Below are 16,735 nucleotides of genomic sequence, written 5' to 3'. Positions count from 1 at the left end.
CACCGGCGACGCGGGCCGCTCCGTGCCCGCGGCCTCTTCCCGTACACCGTTCTCAGGGGGGAACAGCTCACCATGTCACCGTCCGTCCCCGCACCGTCGTCCACCGGTCTCTCCGTGGACGCTCCCGTCCTGCGGCTGAGGGCCCTCACCCGCACGCACGGCTCCGGCATCGCCGAGGTGCACGCCCTGCGCGGCATCGACCTGTCCGTCAACACCGGTGAGCTCGTCGCCGTGATGGGCCCCTCGGGCTCCGGCAAGTCCACGCTGCTGACCCTGGCGGGCGGCCTCGACACCGCGACCAGCGGCCAGGTCGTCATCGAGGGCCAGGACCTCTCCACGCTCGGTCCCAAGGGCATGGCACGCCTGCGGCGGCGCAGCGTCGGCTATGTCTTCCAGGACTACAACCTGGTCCCCGCCCTCACCGCCGCGGAGAACATCGCCCTGCCGCGCGAACTCGACGGCGTCTCCGTACGCAAGGCGCGCAAGGAGGCCATGGAGTCGCTGGAGGAGATACACCTCGCGGACGTCGCCGACCGCTTCCCCGACGAGATGTCCGGCGGCCAGCAGCAGCGCGTCGCCATCGCCCGCGCCCTGGTGGGCGACCGGCGCCTCGTGCTCGCCGACGAGCCGACGGGAGCGCTCGACTCGGAGACCGGCGAGCTCGTGCTCGCCCTGCTCCGCACCCGCTGCGACCAGGGCGCCGCCGGGGTGATGGTGACGCACGAGCCCCGGTACGCGGCCTGGGCGGACCGGGTGGTCTTCCTCCGGGACGGAGCGGTCGTGGACCAGACGATGTCCACCGCCGCCGAATCGCTGCTCGCCACTGAAGGTGCCGAGTGAGCGTGCTCACCGGATGGCGCGCCGCGCTCCGGATCGCCCGGCGCGACGCCCTGCGGGCCAAGGGCCGCAGCGCGCTCGTCGTCTCGATGATCGCTCTGCCGGTCCTCGGTGTGACGGCCGCCGATGTGACGTACCGCAGTTCCACACCCACCGTCGCGGAGAACCTGACGGCCCGGATGGGTTCGGCGGACGCCGTGTTCAGTTCGGCGGGCATCGGGAACGTCCCCCTGGAGCAGATGCCCGACGCCAGCACCTGGGACGTGCCCGGCGGGGCGGCGCTCCCGGCCGAGGACGAGCGCACCCCCGTGGACGTACGGGGCACGTTCCCGAAGGGTTCGCGCCACCTCACCGAGCAGTCCGTTCCCGCGCTGGTCACCACGCGGCACGGGGTCGCCAACACCGAGATCGTCGAGCTGCGCACCTCCGATTCGGCGCTCCGGGGCCGGATCGAACTGGTCGACGGGGTGTACCCGCACGGTGAGGGGGAGATCGTCGCGACCGAGCACTTCCTGAAGTCCGCCGGACTCGGTGTGGGCTCCCGCACGACACTGCGCGGCCCCGAGCAGACGTACACGATCACCGGCAGCGTCGAGCTGCCCGGGGACCTGGACAAGAGTGCGCTGTACGCCGATCCGGGCGCGGTACTCGCCCCGTGGAAGGCCGCGGCCGACCGTGACGAGAAGGTCGTCCCTCCCTACCCCGGCGACATGACCTGGCTCGTCCGGAGCCCCGACGGTGCCGGCGTCTCCTGGCCGGACGTGCTCCGGGCCAACGAGAAGGGTGTCCTGGTGCTGTCCCGCCAAGTCGCCCTCGATCCGCCGCCGGACTCCGAGGTCCCGCTGCTCGCGCACCAGGACATGTCCCTGCGTGAGGACTCGGCGGAGCTGAGCGCGGCGGTGGTGACCGTAGTCGCCATGGCCGTCCTGGAGATCGTGCTGCTGGCCGGCCCCGCGTTCGCGGTCGGCGCGCGCCGCTCACGCAGGCAGCTCGGCCTCATCGGCACCTGCGGCGGCGACAGGGGCCAGGTGCGGGCCGTGGTGCTGTCCGGGGGCCTGGTGCTCGGCGCTGTCGGAGCCGTTGCCGGCGTCGTCGCGGGCCTCGGCCTCACAGTCCTGTTCCGTCCGATGATCGAGGGGTGGACGGGCAGCCGCTTCGGCGCGCTCGACATCCGCCCCCGGGAACTGCTGGGGATCGCCGTCATCGGCCTCGTCACCGGTGTACTGGCCGCGCTGGCCCCGGCGATCGTGGCCGGCCGGCAGTCGGTGCTCGAATCCCTCACGGGCCGCCGCGGCACCCGCCGGAGCTCCCGCGTCCTGCCCGTCGTGGGCTGCGTGGCGCTCACGGGCGGCGTGGCGGTCGCCGTTCTCGGCGGCACCAGGGGCGATACGACGCTGATCGCCGGTGGCTCGATCGTCGCCGAACTCGGGGTGCTCGCCTGCATCCCCGTGATCATCGGTTTCCTCGGACGGCTCGGCACCCGGCTGCCGCTCTCCCCGCGCATGGCACTGCGCGACGCCGCACGGAACCGAGGGCGTACGGCGCCCGCGGTCGCCGCCGTCATGGCGGCCGTGGCGGGCACCATCGCCATCGCCACGTACACGGCCAGCGTCCAGGCCGAGCACGACTACGACCATCTGCAGCCGCTCACTCCGGGCACGGTGGCTCTGGTGACCTCCGAGCCGGCCGCCGCCGACCAGCTTCCCCTCGCCAGGGTCGCCGCAGAACGGAATCTCGCGGTCACGGGCGGCCGGGCCGACATCCGGCGGGTCTGGGCGGGATCCGACTGCACGGTCTACTACGAGGAGGAGAACAGCTGCGGCACCCTCGAACTGGTCAAGCCCACCGGCAAGGGCCACAGCTGCCCGCTCCAGGGGGCGGGTGCCGGAAAGCTCGCCGAGAGCCTCTCCGCCGAGGCACACAAGAAGCTGATGCACTCCCCCGCCTGCGTCGACGAGTACGTGACCGCACAGGCACTCACCACCGGCGACAGCAACATCGCCGTGGGGGACGCCGCACTGCTCAGGTCGTACGTGAAGCTCGACGACCCGGCGGCGGCCGAGGCTCTGGCGGCCGGAACTCCCGTCCTGCTCAACTCCGCGTACGCACGGGGCGGCGAGGTCACGCTCAAGGCCGTGCACACGTACAACGAGCGCGACAAGGAGAACCGCGCGCTCCATCCGGGCAAGGCCGAGGCCACCACCGACCGGCTGAAGGTGTACGTCGCGCCCGCGAAGTACGCCGCCACCCCCGGGATCCGCATGATCCTGCCGCAGCGCACGGCGGACCGGCTCAAACTCCACACCGCGCCGTACGGGACGGTCTACACCGTCGCGCACACGCCGACGGACGCCGAGCAGCAGGCGGTGTCGGCCGCGTTCACCCAGGCGGGGAACGGGGTCTACCTCCAGGCGGAGAGCCGGGACGAGAGACGCGACGAGGAAGTGATCCTGCTGGTCCTCGCCCTGTTCGCGGGTGTCGTCACCCTGGGCGCCGCGGCCATCACCACCGGTCTCGCCAAGGCCGACGCGGAGGCCGACCTCACCACGCTCAGCGCGGTGGGTGCACCGCCGGGGGTACGGCGCTCGCTCTCCGGATTCCAGTGCCTGGTCGTCGCGCTCACCGGCGTGCTGCTCGGCACGGCAACCGGGATCGTGCCCGCGGTGGCGCTGCGCCTGGTCGACCTGCGTGAGGCCATGGCCGCCATGCGGGAGCAGCCCATGGACTCCGCGTACACGCCGATCGTGCTGCCGTGGGGAACGATCGGGCTGCTGGCGCTGGTCGTACCGGTCATGGCCGGGCTGCTGGCCGCCGTGTTCACCGGGTCGCGGTCGGCGCTGACGCGCCGCGCCGGGTGACGGATGCCCGCCCGGCCCTGAGGCGGCGCGCCGGGTGACGGATGCCCGCCACCCACCGGTCCATGGAGCCGTCCGGCGCCTCGGTGCCCCCGGAAACGGGTGATCAACCCTTTCCGGGGGCACACCATGGTGTGAGGCCGGTGTGCGAGACAATGGCGTCATGGAGATGCCGAGGAATGAACGGTCGCAGGAGCACCCCCAAGTCCTCGTAGTGGGGCAGGACGGAATGGCCATCGGCGGCGGTGGCGGTGACGACGAGTCGCGCGAGGTCCCGGTGACGGAAATGGTCGAGCAGCCCGCGAAGGTCATGCGGATCGGCAGCATGATCAAGCAGCTTCTGGAGGAGGTCAGGGCGGCTCCTCTCGACGAGGCGAGCCGGGTCAGGCTGAAGGAGATCCACGCGAGCTCGGTGAAGGAGCTGGAGGACGGCCTGGCACCGGAGCTCGTGGAGGAGCTGGAGCGGCTCTCGCTCCCGTTCACCGAGGAGTCCGTCCCCTCCGAGGCCGAGTTGCGCATCGCGCAGGCCCAGCTGGTCGGCTGGCTCGAAGGACTGTTCCACGGTATTCAGACGGCGCTCTTCGCCCAGCAGATGGCGGCTCGCGCGCAGCTGGAGCAGATGCGCCGCGCCCTCCCTCCGGGCGTCGCCCATGAGGACGAGGAAGGCGTCGTCGATCCGCACGGACCGGCGCGTTCCGGCCCGTATCTGTAGGCCCGAGCTGACCTTCACCTGTCTGCAGGCCAGAGTCGACCCGCACTGATGTGCAGGCTGCAGGCCCGAACCGACCTGGGACGTCCACCGCAGTCACACCACGGGGCCCGGCACACATCGCGTGTGCCGGGCCCCGGTGTCCTTGAGGCGCGGTGCCTGCGGTGGCGGCGTCAGGCCTGGTGCGATCCGGCGTCGGGCCTTGGGCGAGGCCGGGGGCCTTCTGCGCTCCGGCCGGGTCTCAGGCTTGCGGCGCGATGAGGAGGATCTTGCCGATGTGGCTGCTGGACTCCATCACCCGGTGGGCCTCCGACGCCTGGGCCATCGGCATCGTGCGGTCCACGATGGGCCGGACGACGCCTTCGGCGATCAGCGGCCAGACATGCTCACGCACCGCCGCGATGATCGCGGCCTTCTCCGCGAGCGGGCGTGCGCGCAGCGAGGTGGCCGTGACCGCGGCCCGCTTGCTCAGCAGGGCGCTCAGATTCAGCTCACCCTTCGCTCCGCCCTGGAGACCGATGATCGCCAGACGGCCGTTCACCGCCAGCGCCCGTACGTTCCGGTCCAGATACTTCGCCCCGACGATGTCGAGGATGACGTCCGCCCCGGCGCCGTCCGTCGCCTGGCGCAGCTCCTCGACGAAGTCCTGCTCGCGGTAGTCGATGAGGATGTCGGCTCCGAGCTCCTGACAGCGCGCCAGCTTCTCGGGGCCGCCCGCGGTCACCGCGACGCGTGCGCCGACGGCCTTGGCGAGCTGGATCGCCATCGTTCCGATCCCGCTGGAACCGCCGTGGATCAGCACGGTCTCACCAGGGCGCAGATGGGCCACCATGAAGACGTTCGACCAGACCGTCGCGGCCACCTCGGGCAGTGCGGCGGCGTCCGCGAGGTCCACTCCGTCGGGCACGGGCAGCAGCTGCCCTGCCGGGACGGCGACCTTCTCCGCGTATCCGCCGCCCGCGAGCAGTCCGCACACCTCGTCGCCCACGGACCATCCGGTCACCCCCGGACCGAGGGCGGCGACCCGGCCCGCGCACTCCAGCCCCGGGTAGGGAGAGGCGCCGGCCGGAGGGTTGTAGAAGCCCTGCCGCTGAAGAACGTCGGCACGGTTGACCGCGCTGGACACGACCTCGACGAGGACTTCGCCCTCGCCTGGTACGGGATCGGGGACCTCGGCCCATACGAGCGCTTCGGGGCCGCCTGGTTCGGGGATCGTGATCGCATACATGGCGGCGAGGCTACTCCGTGCGCTCTCCCGGAAGAGGACGGACCTGCCTGCGCCGCGTATCGCCTGAACCTATGGCCGCTGGTTGGGATGCTGATGGGGAGGCAGCGGAGACGTATGCAGCGGTGAGGCACGCACGATCGTGATCACCCGGTCCGTCAGCTGCAGAGGGCTGGCCGCCGGGTCGTCGTAACCGAGCAGCCGGTGACCGCGCAGAACACTTACCACCAGGTCGTCGGTCTCCCGGACGTTCTTGCCCACCTCGGCCTTTATCACCGGCCGTTCGACGAGATCGAGCCCGCTGCCCTGCTGGATGAGGTCCTCCATCACCGTGCCCGCGCTGGGGCTGAGGACGGAGAGGCCCAGCAGACGCCCGGCCGCGCTCGCGCTGGTGATCACAGCGTCGGCGCCGGACTGCCGCAGCAGAGGTGCGTTCTCCTCCTCGCGTACCGCTGCCACGATCTTCGCGCCCCGGTTGAGCTGACGTGCGGTCAGGGTCACCAGCACGGCGGTGTCGTCGCGCTGGGTGGCGATGATGATCTGACGGGCCTTCTGGACCTCGGCTCTCAACAGCACATCACTGCGCGTCGCATCGCCCAGTACACCGACGAAGCCTTCGGCGTTGGCCGCCTCGATCACCTTGCCCGCCGGGTCGACGATGACGATCTGTTCCTTCTTCAGACCGGTGGCACAGAGCGTCTGGATCGCCGAACGGCCCTTCGTGCCGAAGCCGACGACAACGGTGTGTTCTCGCAAGTTGGTTCTCCAACGGTTCAGCCGGAAGTCCTCCCGGGTCCGTTCCGTCAGGACCTCCAGGGTGGTGCCGACCAGGATGATCAGGAAGAGGACTCGAAGTGGCGTCACCAGCACCACGTTGACGAGCCGGGCAGGGTCGCTCTGCGGAACGATGTCGCCGTAACCGGTCGTCGAGAGGGTCACCGTCGCGTAGTAGACGGCGTCGAGGAAGTCGACCTTCTCGTCGGCGTTGTCGTAGTAACCGTCCCGGTCCGCCCAGACGATGAAGACCGTGGTGGCCAGCACGGTGAGAGCCATCGCCAGCCGCTTGGCCACTTGGCGCAGCGGTCTGTCGACCACCCTGCGGGGCAACAGAACGCGAGTGGGCACGACGTTCTCGTCTGCGCGCCTGGCCATCGCATCGTGGCCGGGAAGTTTCACGTGAAACACCCTTCCGTCCACGGCGTCGCCGAGGCCCACGGTAGATCGAGGATCTCCACCTCGGTGCCGGACCGTACCCCGCCGGGCGGCACCACGGCCAGCCCGTCAGCGGCGGCGATCCCGCGGAGCATGGCAGGCCCGTTGTAATGCAAGGGCACGACCCTGTCGTCACGGTGGACCACAGGGACGAGTCGGGTGTCGTGCGGGTGTCCGTGCACCTCTTCGTGTACGGGCGCACGATACGGCTCCTGGGCAGATCGGCCCGCGATCCCCCGGAGGAGGGGCTCCGCCAGCGTGAGCAGCCCGGACACCGCGGCAAGCGGGTTGCCGGGCAGTCCCACCAGGCAGGGGCCGCCCTCGGCGAGCCTGGCGAGGAGCATCGGGTGACCGGGGCGCACGGCCACTCCGTCCACCAGCAGTTCGGCCCCGATCTCGGCCAGGACCGGGTGGACATGGTCGACCGGCCCGGCGGCGGTCCCACCCGTGGTGAGGATCAGGTCGGCGTCGGAAGAGGTGAGGGCGCGGCGGAGCGCGCCTGCATCGTCGCCGAGGCGCTGAGGGTCGGCGACGTCCGCGCCAAGGGCGCGGAGCCAGGGCCCCAGCATGGGGCCGAGCGCGTCCCGGATCAGACCTTCGTGCGGGAGCCCCGCGGTGAGCAGTTCATCGCCGAGAACGAAGATGTCCACGCGGGGACGGGGTACGGCGACGAGGGCGTCGTACCCGGCGGCGGCTGCCAGACCGAGGACGGGCGGGGTCACCACCGTCCCCGCCGGCAGGAGCTCGTCGCCGGAACGGCACTCCTGGCCCCGGGGCCGGATGTCCTGTCCCGGTACGACGTCGCGCGTCGCGTGCAGCAGTCCCTTGGCCTCGTCGAACCGCGCGTGCTCGCTACGGATCACGGCGGTCGCGTCCGGCGGAATGCGTGCGCCTGTGGCGATCCGCAGCGCTTCCCCGTCCGGCAGCAGTTCGCCGGCCGCACGCCCGGCGAGCAGGCCTTCGCCCGCTCTTACGGTCCAGGGGCCCGGCCCCGCGACAACCCAGCCGTCCATGGCCGAGGTGTCGAAGGACGGCAGATCGGTGAGCGCGACAACCGCCTCGGCCAGGACATGCCCGAGAGACCGGTCCAAGGGGAGCCGGTGCGCGGTCAGGGGGGCGGCACGGCCGAGACGCTCCGCGAGAGCCCGCGCGCGGTCCCACGGGGTGGCCTCGGACCGGTGGGCGTGTGCGGATCGGTGGGCGCGCACGGGCGGCGAACCCTGGTGGGCCGACGAGGCCGTACCGGCGCCGGGGGCCCCTGCGGACGGGAGGCCCTGGATGCCGGGGGGCAGCGTGTCGGAGGACGGTCTGTCGGAGAACCGTGTGTCGGAGGACGGTCTGCCGGGCCCGGAGCCGCTTCGGTTCGGGGTGCTGGAGGACGTGGCGCCTCGATCCGGTGTACCGGGGGCGGGGCCGGCTCCGGCCGAGGCAGCCGGACCAACCGGGGAACCCGAGGCGGCCGAAGCGATCGGGGAACCTGGGGCGGCCGAAGCGAGTGGGGCCGAGAAGCCGGAAGCCGGAGAGCCTGACGTCGGAACCTCTGGAGGTGCCGGAGCGGGGCTCGGGAGGCCTGGGGTCGCAGCACCCGGAGTCGCTGCGGCGGCGGATGCGCCAGCGGCAGATGCGCCGGTGACAGATGCGCCGGTGACAGATGAGTGCGCGGCAGCTGAGTGGGCCGTTGTCGCGGCATCCGGAGTCGACGGCCCAGGAGTCGAGGCGCCCGGATGCGGGGCGCCCGGGGCCCACCCCAGGTGCGTGCCCTGCTCCGAGAATGCCGGCGACGGCCCCGGTACCGCGTCGCTTGGACGTTCCGGGGCAGGACGGGCCGCACGCGGCTGACGCCCGACCAGCGCCAACGCCTGCTCGACCGCCCGCTCCTCCTCTGCGGCCCGTTCTGCCTCGGCCGCCCTGGCCACCTCCGCAGCCCGGGCCTCGCCACCGTGACCCGTCATGGCGTGCCGGGCCCGTTTCCCGCCCCCGTCTCCTCCTCCCACCGGAGCGCAAGGGCGGTGGCCTTGCGGGAGGCCTCCGCAACCGCTTCAGCTACGGCCTCCGGGCTCTTGCCGCTGCTCGCCACCCCCGCCGCGTACCCCACCAGGAAGGTGGTCAGCGGGGCGGCGGGCCGGGCGACGCCGTGAGCGGCATCACGGGCCAGGTCGAGCAGGACGCCGGTGTCGACGTCGAGTTCGATGCCCAGTTCGGTCTTGACTGCGGTGATCCATTCGTCCAGCACGGTCCCATGCTCCCTGATCCTCGCCCTGGCGGCACCAATGTCTTCCCAGGTGTCGCAGTCGAACGAAGCCAGCGGACCGGCCTCGACCCGCGCCAGATCCAGCTCGGACGTGAGCAGTCGCAGCGGGAGTCCGGCCAGGCCGCCGTGCTCGGTGGCGAGAAGGGCGAGCTCACGCCGCAGCGGCTCGGCCCGGTAGACCGCGACCAACGGCTGCTCCCGGCCCTCCGGGTCGGTGCACAGGGCGCCTTCACGGCCTGGCGTTCCCGCCGCCTCCAGCAACGAGCGGACGGTCGGCTCCCCGAGGAAGGGCAGATCCGCGGACAGCACCAGAACGCTTTCCTCGGACGCGTGCCGAACCCCCGCGCCGAGCGCAGCCAACGGACCGCCGCCCTCGGGCACTTCCCGTGTCCAGGTGACCGGACGCGCGGTGGGTCTGCGCCCGCCCACCACCACGGTGGACGAGGCGTCGGCGCATACGGCGAGCACCCGGTCGAGCAGCGCGCGGCCGCCCACGCGGAGTCCTGGCTTGTCGGCTCCCCCGAGGCGCTTCGCGGCACCGCCGGCAAGAACGATGGCGTCATAGGCGGTCATGCCCCGAGTATGCGGGCCGTCCGTTCACGACGGCCCCCCTCGGGGCCGAACTCACAGAAGCCCCCCGGGCCGAGGCCGCCCCCCGGCCCGTCGCCGCGGCAGAGGCCCGCCTCCACTACGGGGCCATCGCCGCGACAGAGGCCCGCCTCCACTACGGGCCCATCGCCGCGACGGAGCCCCGCCTCCACGACGGAAGCCATCGCCTCGACGGAGGCCCGCCTCCGCTACGGAGTCCTGCCTCCACTACAGCGTGCGCAACAGCACCGCGGGCTGCTCCACGCAGTCGGCGACGTATCGCAGGAAGCCACCCGCGGTGCCTCCGTCGCAGACCCGGTGATCGAAGGTCAGCGAGAGCTGCACGACCTGACGGACCGCCAGCTCGCCTCCGTGTACCCAGGGCTTGGGCACGATCCGCCCCACCCCGAGCATCGCGGCCTCCGGGTGGTTGATGATCGGGGTCGAGCCGTCGACACCGAACACGCCGTAGTTGTTGAGCGTGAACGTCCCTCCGGTCAGCTGCGCGGGCGTCAGCCTCCCGTCCCGGGCCGCCTCGGTCAGCCGGGCGATCTCCGCGCCGATCGACTCGGTGTTCCGCGTATGCGCGTCCCGGACGACCGGAACGACCAGCCCTCGGTCCGTCTGGGCGGCGAAGCCCAGATGCACCCCGGACAACCGCACGATCTCCCGGGCCTCGGAGTCGACCCGCGAGTTGAGCTCGGGGAACCGGGCCAGCGCCGCCGTGCAGATGCGGGCCAGCAGGGCGAGCACGGACACCTTCGGCCCCGTGGCAGAACCGCCGGTGCCATTCATCGCGGCCCGCGCCGCCATCAGCTCGGTGGCATCGGCGTCGACCCAGCAGGTGGCCTCGGGAATCTCCCGCCGGCTGCGCGCCAGCTTCTCGGCGACAGCCCCCCGCACCCCGCGCAGCGGGATGCGCTCGTCCGCCGTGTCCGGCACCAGCCGGGCTCGAACCGCGCCGCCGGTGCGCTCCTCCTCCGTGACCCTGATCGCGGACTCCACGTCCGTGCGCAGAATCAGCCCGTCCCGCCCCGTGCCCGTGATCTGCTGGAGATCGAGGCCGTGTCGGCGCGCCAGCTTCCGTACCAGTGGGGAGATGACGGCGACGGGACCCGGCTCCCGCACCACACCAGAAGCCGGCGCCGCGACGGGACCCGGCTCCCGCGCCGCACCAGGACCCGGCGCCGCGACCGAAGCCATGGCGGGGGAGGCGGCGGCCGGGGACTGCGTCGAGGCGGGCCTGACCCGCCGACGCCGCGCGGCCGGCGCACCCGTGCCGTAGCCGACCAGCACATTGCCGGACGCCCCGCTCTCGTCACCCGCGCCCGAGCCTGTGGCCGGGTCCGAGCCGGAGCGAGCGCCGGTGCCCGAGGGCTCCCGGGACGCCGCGTGCCCCGTCGCCGGCCCCACCGGGCCGGCCGACGCCGACCCGGCCGGTTCCGGGCCCACCGCCACCGTCAGAAGCGGTGCCCCGACCGGCAGCTCCGCGCCCTCCTCACCGAATCTCGCCGTCACCACGCCCCCGTACGGGCACGGCACCTCCACCATCGCCTTGGCCGTCTCGACCTCGACGACCGGCTGGTCGACGGCAACGACGTCGCCGACCTCCACCAGCCAGCGCACGATCTCGGCCTCGGTCAGCCCTTCGCCGAGGTCCGGCAGCTTGAATTCGAGCACCTGCGCCATCAGCTCTCGGCCTCCCACTGAAGACGGGCGACCGCGTCGAGCACCCGGTCCACGCCCGGCAGATGGTGCCGCTCCTGCATCGGCGGCGGATAAGGGATGTCGAACCCGGCGACGCGCAGGACCGGTGCCTCCAGATGATGGAAGCACCGCTCGGTGACCCTCGCCGCGATCTCGCCGCCCGGACCTCCGAAACCGGACGACTCATGGACGACCACCGCGCGTCCCGTCCGCCGCACGGACTCGGCGACGGTCTCGTCGTCGAAGGGCACCAGCGACCGCAGATCGACCACCTCGAGGTCCCAGCCCTCGGCGGTCGCCGCCTCCGCGGCCTCCAGGCATACCGGGAGGGAAGGGCCGTAGGTGATCAGGGTCGCGCTGCGCCCGGGGCGCCGGACAACGGCCCGCCCGATCGGCTCGACCGCGGCCGGCGCGTCCGGCGACCAGGCCGCCTTCGACCAGTAGAGCCTCTTCGGCTCCAGGAAGACCACCGGATCGTCGGAGGCGATCGACTCCCTCAGCAGCCCGTAGGCGTCCTCGACCGTGGCCGGCATGACGACGTGCAGACCGGGCGTCGCCATGTAGTACGCCTCGGAGGAGTCGCTGTGGTGCTCGACCCCGCCGATCCCACCGCCGTACGGCACCCGCACCGTGATCGGCAGCGGCATGGCGCCGCCCGTCCGGTTGCGCATCTTGGCGACGTGGCTGACCAGCTGTTCGAACGCCGGATACGCGAAGGCGTCGAACTGCATCTCCACCACCGGCCGCAGCCCGTACATCGCCATGCCCACGGCCGCGCCCAGGATTCCCGCCTCGGCCAGGGGGGTGTCCGTGCAGCGCTCGTCGCCGAACTCCTTCGCCAGGCCGTCGGTGACCCGGAAGACTCCGCCGAGCGTTCCGACGTCCTCACCGAGGACATGCACCGCCGGGTCCTCCGCCATCGCATCGCGCATCGCCCGCCCGAGGGCCTGCGCCATCGTGGCCGGTTTCACCCTGCCGGTCTGCTGGCCCGCCGTCGCCGCAACGGTGGTCATCGCCCGCCCTCCGCGCCGCTCTCGTCGTCCGTCCCGTGCTCGGCGTCCAGCTCGGCGCGCAACCGCGCGGCCTGCTCACGCAGCTGCCCCGTCTGCTCCCCGTAGACATGGGTGAACAGATCCATCGGGTCGAGCACCGGATCGGCGTTCATCTGCTCGCGCAGGCCCGCGGCCATCCGCTCCGCCGCCTCCCGCACCGTTTCGATGCCATCCTCGTCCAGCAGTCCGCGCCCGGTCAGCTCTCGTTCGAGGAGCCCGATCGGGTCGTGCGCGCGCCACGCCTCCACCTCGCTGTCGCCTCGGTACCGGGTGGCGTCGTCGGCGTTCGTATGGGCGTCCATGCGATACGTGACCGCCTCGACCAGCGTCGGCCCCTCACCCCGCCTGGCCCGTGCCACCGCCTCTCCCAGGACCTGGTGCATCGCGGCGGCGTCATTGCCGTCGACCAGCCGTCCCGGCATCCCGTAACCCACGGCCTTGTGGGCGAGGGAGGGCGCCGCTGTCTGCTTGGCCAGGGGCACGGAGATCGCGAAGCCGTTGTTCTGCACGAGGAAGACGACCGGGGCCTTCCACACGGCCGCGAAATTCAGGGCCTCGTGGAAATCGCCCTCGCTCGTCCCACCGTCGCCGACCATCGCGAGCGCCACCACGTCGTCGCCCTTGAGCCGCGCCGCGTGGGCCAGACCCACGGCGTGCGGCAGCTGGGTGGCCAGCGGGGTGCAGAGCGGGGCGATGCGGTGCTCACGCGGGTCGTAACCGGTGTGCCGGTCCCCGCGCAGCAGGGTCAGCGCCTCGACCGGGTCCAGGCCGCGGGCCACCGCCGCGAGGGTGTCCCGATAGCTCGGGAAGAGCCAGTCACGCTCCTCCAGCACCATGGCCGCCGCGATCTCGCAGGCCTCCTGGCCGGTGCTCGACGGATACACCGCGAGCCTGCCCTGCTTGGTGAGTGCGGTGGCCTGCGCGTTGTACCTGCGGCCGCGCACCAGCTCGGCATAGAGCCGCAGCAGCAGATCGGGATCGGCGCCGGCCGCGGCGTCCGTACCGAGCACTCGGTACGGCTCGGGGTCCGGGAGCAGCGGCGCGGGGTCGGTGAGCGGCTTCCAGGCCGGGGGCGGCGTGGGCCGGTAGGCGGCTGCGCCGGGCAGCTCTTGGACCGTCATGACAAGCACCTCCTGGCATCGGGATAGATCGAGGGGTGTCGAAATCTGTGTGGACGTCCGGGCGTGAGCGGGGCACCGGTGTGGTGTGCCTCACCTACCGATTGTTCGGTCGCGAGCGCAATTTGGCTACAGGCACCTTCAGCCTGTGGACAAACGGTTCTCCACAGCCTGGGATAGAGGCAGGTCGTCCACAACAGGGAGGCGCGGGCAGATGACAGCTGAACAATTGGCCGACCGGGGCGGGGACCCCGGCCGTATCCCGCCCGCCCGCCCGCTGGACTCCACCGACCGCGCCATCCTGCGCATCCTCCAGACGGACGGCCGCGCCTCGATACGGTCCGTCGCCGAACGGGTCCATGTCTCGCGGGCCAACGCGTACGCCCGGATCAACCGGCTCGTCGAGGACGGCGTCATCCGCGGCTTCAGCGCCCGCGTGAATCACGAGCGCGCGGGAGAGGCAGCCTCCGCCTACATCACCCTGAAAATCGTCCAGAACTCCTGGCGCACCGTGCGCGAGGAGCTCCAGGCCCTGCCGGGAGCCACCCACATCGCGCTGGTCAGCGGCGACTTCGACGTACTGCTCCTCGTGCACACCCCCGACAACCAGGCGCTGCGCGAGCTGGTCCTGACCCGGATCCAGGCCATACCGGAGGTACTCTCCACCCGCACCCTGCTGGTGTTCGAGGAAACCGATCTCGGCCCTCGCCCGGACCGCCCGGCCGAGCTCGCCTAGGACCTCCGGATCAGCCGGCCCGCATTCCCTCGAAGGCGAGCTGGACGACCGTGTCCGCCAGCTGCTCGGCCTCCGGCGACCCGTCCGGCTGCGGGCGGTACCACTCGACCAGCGAATTCACCATGCCGAAGAGCAGCCGGGTGGCCAGCCGTATGTCCACGTCCGCGCGCAGGTCCCCCTCCGCCACGGCGGCCTTGAGCAGGTCGGACACCCGCTGGTCGAACTCACGCCGCCGCTCCAGCGCCCAGCGCTCCGTCTTCGTGTTGCCGCGCACGCGCAGAAGCAGCGTGACGTACGGCAGCTCCTCCATCAGCACCTCGACCGTGCGGCGCGTGACGTACTCGACCCGGGCGATCGCCCGTCCCTGTATCGCCCCCGTCTCGTCGAGGATGCCGAACAGGCCGTCGATCGCCCGGCTCACGGCACGCTCGAGCAGCTCCTCCTTGCCCGCCACATGGTGGTAGATGGAGGACTTGGAAATGCCCGCCGCCTTGGAGAGATGCTCCATGGAGGTGCCGTCGTAGCCGCGCTCGTTGAAGACACGGACGGCAACGGTGAGCAGTGTCTCCGGGGTGTACGTGTCCCGCTTGGCCGTGGTCATGACCGCGATCCTCCCCCATGAGTTGTCCACAAGGTTCTTTGGGGCCCCTTGTCCCGACCGATCGTTCGGTTACTCTAACTCCGTCCGCACATCCCTGCCCGGCTCAACGAGGAGTTGGTCCGTCATGGCCGCCGAGCTTTCCGCCGAGAAGCTGTCACAGACCCACCGCACGACGCTCGACCAGGCCCTCGACGCGATCCGCACGCGCGCCTATTGGTCCCCGCACCCCGAGCACCCGAAGGCCTACGGCGAGGGCGGCCTCCCCGGCAGCCTCGGTGCGGCCGAGGGCAAGGCCGCCTTCGACGCGGTGCTCAACACCCGGCTGGATCTCGGCCAGCCCGGCACCGACGGCTGGACCGGCGGCGAAATCTCGCCGTACGGGCCGGAGCTCGGCGTCGAGTATCCGCACGCCGACCCGGACGTCCTGCTCCCCGCGATGAGTGCGGGCATGGGCGCCTGGCGTGCGGCGGGGCCGGAGACGAGGGCCCTGGTCTGCCTGGAGATCCTGGCCCGGATCAGCGCCCGTACGCACGAGCTGGCCCATGCGGTGATGCACACGAGCGGGCAGGCGTTCGTGATGGCGTTCCAGGCGGGCGGGCCGCACGCCCAGGACCGCGGCCTGGAAGCGGTGGCGTATGCGTACGAGGAGCAGACGCGCACACCCCGCACCGCCGACTGGTCCAAGCCCCAGGGCAAGCGCGATCCGCTCCAGCTGCACAAGTCGTACACGGCGGCCGGGCGCGGCATCTCGCTGCTGATCGGCTGCAACACCTTCCCCACGTGGAACGGCTATCCGGGACTTTTCGCCTCCCTGGCCACCGGCAACCCGGTCCTGGTCAAGCCGCACCCGCGGGCGATCCTGCCGCTGGCCCTCACGGTTCAGCTGGCGCGCGAGGTGCTGGCCGAGGCGGGCTTCGACCCGAATCTGATCGCGCTCGCGGCCGAGCGGCCCGGCGAGGGCATCGCCAAGACCCTCGCGGTGCGGCCCGAGATCAAGATCATCGACTACACGGGCTCCACCGCCTTCGGCGACTGGCTGGAGGCCAACGCCCGCCAGGCCCAGGTCTACACCGAGAAGGCCGGCGTCAACACGATCGTCCTCGACTCCACCGACGACTACCGGGGCATGCTCTCCAACCTGGCCTTCTCGCTCTCCCTCTACAGCGGCCAGATGTGCACCACCCCGCAGAACCTGCTGATCCCGCGCGACGGCATCACGACCGATGCGGGCCCCAGGTCCTACGAGGAGGTGGTGTCCGACATCGCCGACGCGGTGAACGGGCTGCTCGGGGACGACACCCGGGCCAACGGACTGCTCGGCGCCCTGGTGAACCCTGATGTGAAGGCCCGTCTGGAAGGGGCCGCGGCCCTGGGAGACGTCGCCCTCGCCTCGCGCCCGGTGACCAACCCCGACTTCCCCGACGCCGTCGTGCGTACGCCTCTCCTCGTCAAGCTGGACGGTGCCAAGCCCGACGAAGGGGCGGCCTACCTCTCGGAGTGCTTCGGCCCGGTCGCGTTCGCGGTCGCCGTCGGCTCGACCGCCGATGCCCTGGATCTGCTCCGCCGCACGATCCGGGAGAAGGGCGCGATGACCGTCGGCGCCTACACCACGTCACCCGATGTGGAGCGCGCGGTGGAGGACGTCTGCTTCGACGAATCGGCTCAGCTCTCGCTGAATCTCACCGGCGGCGTCTACGTCAACCAGACGGCGGCCTTCTCCGACTTCCACGGATCGGGCGGCAACCCCGCGGCCAACGCGGCACTCTGCGACGGGGCCTTCGTGTCCAACCGCTTCCGGGTGGTGGAGGTCCGCCGCCAGGCCTGAGCAGGGATCGGGGCGGTGG

13 protein-coding genes are annotated in these 16,735 nt (G+C 71.8%); 5 read left to right on the top strand and 8 right to left on the bottom strand.

Translation table 11 applies throughout. The annotated features are described in order from the left end of the window. Nucleotides 1-72: 72 nt before the first annotated feature. From ACWCQM_RS07480 to ACWCQM_RS07470, 3 genes are all read left to right on the top strand, one after another. Complete coding sequence (locus ACWCQM_RS07480) at nt 73-840, top strand: ABC transporter ATP-binding protein (RefSeq protein WP_450914350.1); 768 nt, start codon at nt 73-75, stop codon at nt 838-840. Next, entirely contained in the window at nt 837-3,695 is a 2,859-nt protein-coding gene (locus ACWCQM_RS07475) for an FtsX-like permease family protein (RefSeq protein ID WP_450914349.1), read from the top strand. The genes ACWCQM_RS07480 and ACWCQM_RS07475 overlap by 4 nt, the downstream gene beginning before the upstream one ends. A 160-nt stretch (nt 3,696-3,855) precedes the next feature. Continuing rightward, nucleotides 3,856-4,404 carry a bacterial proteasome activator family protein gene (locus ACWCQM_RS07470; RefSeq protein WP_450914348.1) on the top strand — a complete coding sequence of 183 codons (549 nt, stop codon included), beginning with the start codon at nt 3,856-3,858 and terminating at the stop codon, nt 4,402-4,404. 238 nt (nt 4,405-4,642) lie between these two features. Here ACWCQM_RS07470 and ACWCQM_RS07465 read toward each other — a convergent pair whose 3' ends face one another. The 7 genes from ACWCQM_RS07465 to pdhA all read right to left on the bottom strand — a co-directional run bounded on the left by ACWCQM_RS07465 (nt 4,643) and on the right by pdhA (nt 13,557). Further along, nucleotides 4,643-5,629, bottom strand: a complete 987-nt coding sequence (locus ACWCQM_RS07465) for an NAD(P)H-quinone oxidoreductase (RefSeq protein WP_450914347.1) — start codon at nt 5,627-5,629, stop codon at nt 4,643-4,645. Nucleotides 5,630-5,698: 69 nt separating this feature from the next. After that, nucleotides 5,699-6,841, bottom strand: coding sequence for a potassium channel family protein (locus ACWCQM_RS07460; RefSeq protein ID WP_450914346.1), 1,143 nt, complete (start codon nt 6,839-6,841; stop codon nt 5,699-5,701). Continuing rightward, on the bottom strand, nt 6,799-8,307 hold the full coding sequence (locus ACWCQM_RS07455; protein WP_450914496.1) for a molybdopterin molybdotransferase MoeA: 1,509 nt from the start codon (nt 8,305-8,307) through the stop codon (nt 6,799-6,801). Before ACWCQM_RS07455 ends, ACWCQM_RS07460 begins: the two co-directional genes overlap by 43 nt. A gap of 479 nt (nt 8,308-8,786) precedes the next feature. Further along, nucleotides 8,787-9,662, bottom strand: coding sequence for an NTP transferase domain-containing protein (locus ACWCQM_RS07450; protein WP_450914345.1), 876 nt, complete (start codon nt 9,660-9,662; stop codon nt 8,787-8,789). A gap of 243 nt (nt 9,663-9,905) precedes the next feature. Further along, a complete protein-coding gene (locus ACWCQM_RS07445; RefSeq protein ID WP_450914344.1) occupies nt 9,906-11,366 on the bottom strand; it encodes a dihydrolipoamide acetyltransferase family protein in 1,461 nt (486 codons plus the stop codon). After that, a complete protein-coding gene (locus ACWCQM_RS07440) occupies nt 11,366-12,397 on the bottom strand; it encodes an alpha-ketoacid dehydrogenase subunit beta (RefSeq protein WP_450914343.1) in 1,032 nt (343 codons plus the stop codon). Before ACWCQM_RS07440 ends, ACWCQM_RS07445 begins: the two co-directional genes overlap by 1 nt. Further along, a complete protein-coding gene (pdhA, locus tag ACWCQM_RS07435; RefSeq protein ID WP_450914342.1) occupies nt 12,394-13,557 on the bottom strand; it encodes a pyruvate dehydrogenase (acetyl-transferring) E1 component subunit alpha in 1,164 nt (387 codons plus the stop codon). The genes ACWCQM_RS07440 and pdhA overlap by 4 nt, the downstream gene beginning before the upstream one ends. Before the next feature lie 211 nt (nt 13,558-13,768). On the opposite strand from pdhA, the gene ACWCQM_RS07430 reads away from it, so the two are divergent. After that, a complete protein-coding gene (locus tag ACWCQM_RS07430; RefSeq protein ID WP_450914341.1) occupies nt 13,769-14,290 on the top strand; it encodes an Lrp/AsnC family transcriptional regulator in 522 nt (173 codons plus the stop codon). Nucleotides 14,291-14,300: 10 nt separating this feature from the next. On the opposite strand, the gene ACWCQM_RS07425 is transcribed toward ACWCQM_RS07430, so the two are convergent. Continuing rightward, a complete protein-coding gene (locus tag ACWCQM_RS07425) occupies nt 14,301-14,891 on the bottom strand; it encodes a TetR/AcrR family transcriptional regulator (protein WP_267074753.1) in 591 nt (196 codons plus the stop codon). 124 nt (nt 14,892-15,015) lie between these two features. On the opposite strand from ACWCQM_RS07425, the gene paaN reads away from it, so the two are divergent. After that, nucleotides 15,016-16,716 carry a phenylacetic acid degradation protein PaaN gene (gene paaN, locus ACWCQM_RS07420; protein ID WP_450914340.1) on the top strand — a complete coding sequence of 567 codons (1,701 nt, stop codon included), beginning with the start codon at nt 15,016-15,018 and terminating at the stop codon, nt 16,714-16,716. The last annotated feature ends 19 nt before the right edge of the window (nt 16,717-16,735 follow it).

It is taken from the genome of Streptomyces sp. NPDC002125 (assembly GCF_053593715.1).
This window is presented reverse-complemented; position numbering and strand designations above follow the sequence as displayed.

Excerpts from the sequence above, each read along its gene's own strand:
- ACWCQM_RS07480 (WP_450914350.1), top strand. The coding sequence starts at position 73 with ATGTCACCGTCCGTCCCCGCACCGTCGTCCACCGGTCTCTCCGTGGAC.
- ACWCQM_RS07470 (WP_450914348.1), top strand. The coding sequence starts at position 3,856 with ATGGAGATGCCGAGGAATGAACGGTCGCAGGAGCACCCCCAAGTCCTC.
- ACWCQM_RS07465 (WP_450914347.1), bottom strand. The coding sequence starts at position 5,629 with ATGTATGCGATCACGATCCCCGAACCAGGCGGCCCCGAAGCGCTCGTA.
- ACWCQM_RS07450 (WP_450914345.1), bottom strand. The coding sequence starts at position 9,662 with ATGACCGCCTATGACGCCATCGTTCTTGCCGGCGGTGCCGCGAAGCGC.
- ACWCQM_RS07445 (WP_450914344.1), bottom strand. The coding sequence starts at position 11,366 with ATGGCGCAGGTGCTCGAATTCAAGCTGCCGGACCTCGGCGAAGGGCTG.
- ACWCQM_RS07440 (WP_450914343.1), bottom strand. The coding sequence starts at position 12,397 with ATGACCACCGTTGCGGCGACGGCGGGCCAGCAGACCGGCAGGGTGAAA.
- pdhA (WP_450914342.1), bottom strand. The coding sequence starts at position 13,557 with ATGACGGTCCAAGAGCTGCCCGGCGCAGCCGCCTACCGGCCCACGCCG.
- ACWCQM_RS07430 (WP_450914341.1), top strand. The coding sequence starts at position 13,769 with ATGACAGCTGAACAATTGGCCGACCGGGGCGGGGACCCCGGCCGTATC.
- ACWCQM_RS07425 (WP_267074753.1), bottom strand. The coding sequence starts at position 14,891 with ATGACCACGGCCAAGCGGGACACGTACACCCCGGAGACACTGCTCACC.
- paaN (WP_450914340.1), top strand. The coding sequence starts at position 15,016 with ATGGCCGCCGAGCTTTCCGCCGAGAAGCTGTCACAGACCCACCGCACG.